The following is a 3,536-nucleotide window of genomic DNA, read 5'->3' on the forward strand; positions in this document are numbered from 1 at the left end:
TTATTAAGCAGTATTAAGCATTATGTATAGAAAAAAATTTCTTTTTTTATTAATTCATGTGTTCATTGTATTTAAAAAAATTAGTTTAACATTTTTTTTGCAGCTTTAAGAGTATTTTGTAACAAACAAGCGATGGTCATAGGGCCAACACCACCAGGAACTGGCGTAATTTTAGAAGCAATAGCGATTGCCTCATCAAAAACAACATCGCCTATTAACTTCGTTTTTCCGTTTGTTGTTTCAATTCGATGAATTCCGACGTCTATGACGATGGCACCCGGTTTGATCCAAGAACCTTTCACGAGTCCTTGGCACCCTGTAGCCACTATAAGGATATCTGCCTGTCTCGCCAATAGTTCGGGATGTACGGTATCAATGTGAGCAATGCTTACAGTGCAATTTTGATTTAACAAAATTTGAGCCATTGGCTTGCCCATAAGGTTCGATGCACCAATAATTACTGCATGTAATCCTTTTAATGGTGGAGCTTCTTTTTGTAAAAGATACATACACCCTAAAGGGGTGCAAGGAACAAAACCGTCTTGATGACCAAGAGAAAGTTTGCCTGTGTTGTAGGCTGTTAAACCATCCACATCTTTGCTTGGAAGTATGGCTTGAATAATAGTGTCGGTATTTAAATGTTTAGGTAGAGGTAATTGAACTAAAATCCCATGAATATCTGTATCTTGGTTCAATCGTTTAATAAGTTTTACAAGTTCTTCTTCTGTTGTTTTTTCCGGTAAAAGGTGCATGAAAGAACGCATACCTACAGCATGCGTTTGTTTGGTTTTATTTCGAACATACACCTCGCTAGCCGAATCGTTTCCTACTAAAATAACGGCCAATCCAGGAGTAATACCGGAAATTTGTTGCAAATTAATGACATCCTGCTTGATTTGCGTGGTCAGGCTTTCTGCGTACACTTTACCGTTAATTAGTTTTTGATCACAATTTTTTTTTAAAATCATTGTATTCAACTGTTTAAAAGAGAATGTTCCAAAAATTTGAACATTTATGCTAAATCCTTCTTTTTTTGTTGTTCTTCTATATCCCATTCGTTGGCGATTGCAGCAATAATACCGTTTCCTAGTACACTGGTTGCTGTTCGTGCCATATCTAAGAATTGATCAATACCCACAATTAATAGTAATCCTGCTTCAGGAATACCGAATCCAGGCATAACGGCAGCAAGCATTACAGTAGATGCTCTTGGAACGGCAGCAATTCCTTTACTGCTGATCATCATAACGAATAACATCATTAATTGTTTTTCTATAGGCATATGTATACCGTACGCTTGAGCAATGAACAAAGCAGCAAAAGAGATGAAAACCATTGTGCCACATAGATTAAAGCTATATCCTAAAGGTACAACAAAAGCTGATATTCTTGGTGAAACACCAAATTTTTCTAATTGTTCTAAGAGTCTTGGGAAGGCTGATTCACTGCTGGCAGTGGCAAAGCCTACCAGCACAGGTTCAGAAATAAAGGGCAAAAGGCGGAACACCTTTTTACCCATCATAACGTATCCAGTTCCTATTAAGATAGCCCACATAATAAGAACGGTAAAATAAAATTCCAATAAATATAGGCCATAACTGCCTATAATATGAATTCCATTGCGGGCTGCGATAGAAAGCAAGGAGGCAAACACTACCAAGGGAACAGTTTTCATTACGATATCTGTTATTCTCAGCATAATTTTGGCTAAACCATCCATCCAGTTTTTAACTAACTGACAGGTTTCTCCTGGTAAAGCTGTTAGTGCTAAGCCAAAAAGTATAGAAAATACTACCAGTTGCAAGATGTCATTTTTAGCCATAGCATTAATGGCGCTGTCTGGTACAATATGCAAAATAAACTGAACAATGTCGAAATGATATTCCGAGTGAAAAACATTTGTCGAGGGTAAATCACTTGTAAAACTGAGACCCGGTTTAATAATATCGGCAGAAATCATTCCTACCCCTAAGGATACAAACGATATAATAAAAAACCATAAAATAACTTTAAGGCCAATACGTTGAATAGTATGGGCATCTTGAACGCCTGCGATACCAGAAATAAGTGTTGCGAGCACTAATGGGGCAACAATCATTTTGATTAATCTAAGGAATAAATTAACAATTAATTCCGAAGTAACAATAATTGGTTTGGTAAAAGCGTCACCTAACGAATGACAAAGCAAGCCCAAAATAAGTCCTGCAATCATAGATACAGCCAAAGCGATTGCATGTTTTAAAAGAGAATTAGAAGGTGGTGTCGGGTGAGTTTCATCATGTGTTTCTGCCATACTATATTAATTCCTTTGTGATCGCTTGAATAGATTAAACTTTTAAAAAAAACATAATCAATGTGTCAAATTAATTTTTTTAAACGCAGCAGGCCAAATGCTGCAATAGAAACCATACATTTAATTTCATTATCTGTGATCATGCGTTCAAAATCGGCTAAAAGTATGGTATGACAAGACATGTTTTGCTCGGTTGCTTCTCGTTTTGTGCGATATTGTGTGAGGTCAGTGGCTAAAAAAACATGGCCTTTTTGTGATGTATATCCAGCACCTTGGTAGAATGAACCTGCGTGTACAATTTTCCCTGCGCGTAAACCCGTTTCTTCTTCTAATTCACCTCTAGCAACCATTTCAGGGGTGGCATCTGGTTTAAGTTCCCACATCCCCATAGGGAGTTCCCAAAGAAATTCTCCGACAGGATAGCGATATTGTTTAATTAGCGTAATCATTTTTTGATTATTTTGCTCGCTAACAGCAGCAATAACTGCAAATTCATTACGCTCAACAATACCAAACAGACCCTCTAGGTTATCCGCATAACGTATTATATCTTCTCGAATTTTTAGCCAGCGGTTTTCATAGGCAATGCGTGAAGATACAGTGGTTATACCTCCCTTGTCAGGTTGACCAATTTGTTTTTTTTGCTTCATAAAATTGTCCCCCTTTTTAAGGTTTTTTTATTAGTACATAAAATTTCAAGAATTATTGGTTTGTTTTCTTTTTTCGTACAAATTTCGAAAATTTATACGTTGTAGAAAGATAGGGGGTAAATTGCTTTCTCTTGATATATTAAGAATAATATTTCTCATTTCAGGAAAAACCAAAGTGGGTGTTTCAACCATTAACAACTCTTCAAACTGAGGGTGGTTCAGATTATTTAAAGATGTGATTGCCCCGTATTTAAGAACGATTTCGAATATACAAATCTGGGTGTCTTTAGCCTTGTCTTCATTTGTAAACATACTAGAACAAGAAATGCTGGTAACAACTTCAAAATCTGGGCTGTTTTGATTGAGTTGGTTAGCATTTACGTCCACTTTTACAATAAGTTCTGGTGATTTTGGTATAATATTAAAAATGTAGGGGGAATTAGGAATTTTTACGTATAATTCTTTAATATATTGTGTAGTAATAGATAAATCGGGGGCGGCTGTTTTAGAGGGTAATTCATCGGGGCTCATGAGATCTCGCTTTCATAAAAAATTAAAAAGTTAAAAAGATTAAATAAGATAATTGTATTGTC

The 3,536-nt window shown here is 36.1% G+C and carries 4 protein-coding genes; all 4 read right to left on the minus strand.

Annotated features, from left to right (window positions below):
• Positions 1-80: 80 nt before the first annotated feature.
• The 4 genes from folD to AABE15_RS00205 all read right to left on the minus strand — a co-directional run bounded on the left by folD (position 81) and on the right by AABE15_RS00205 (position 3,474).
• Entirely contained in the window at positions 81-968 is an 888-nt protein-coding gene (folD, locus tag AABE15_RS00190; protein WP_338329259.1) for a bifunctional methylenetetrahydrofolate dehydrogenase/methenyltetrahydrofolate cyclohydrolase FolD, read from the minus strand.
• A 44-nt stretch (positions 969-1,012) separates the two neighbouring features.
• Positions 1,013-2,293, minus strand: coding sequence for a dicarboxylate/amino acid:cation symporter (locus tag AABE15_RS00195; RefSeq protein ID WP_338329260.1), 1,281 nt, complete (start codon positions 2,291-2,293; stop codon positions 1,013-1,015).
• Positions 2,294-2,358: 65 nt separating this feature from the next.
• A complete protein-coding gene (locus AABE15_RS00200; protein WP_338329261.1) occupies positions 2,359-2,943 on the minus strand; it encodes an NUDIX hydrolase in 585 nt (194 codons plus the stop codon).
• Positions 2,944-2,988: 45 nt separating this feature from the next.
• A complete protein-coding gene (locus tag AABE15_RS00205) occupies positions 2,989-3,474 on the minus strand; it encodes a protein-export chaperone SecB (protein WP_338329262.1) in 486 nt (161 codons plus the stop codon).
• Positions 3,475-3,536 lie beyond the last annotated feature (62 nt).

The organism is Commensalibacter sp. Nvir (genome assembly GCF_963921845.1).
In the GTDB taxonomy this organism is placed as follows: Bacteria; Pseudomonadota; Alphaproteobacteria; order Acetobacterales; family Acetobacteraceae; genus Commensalibacter.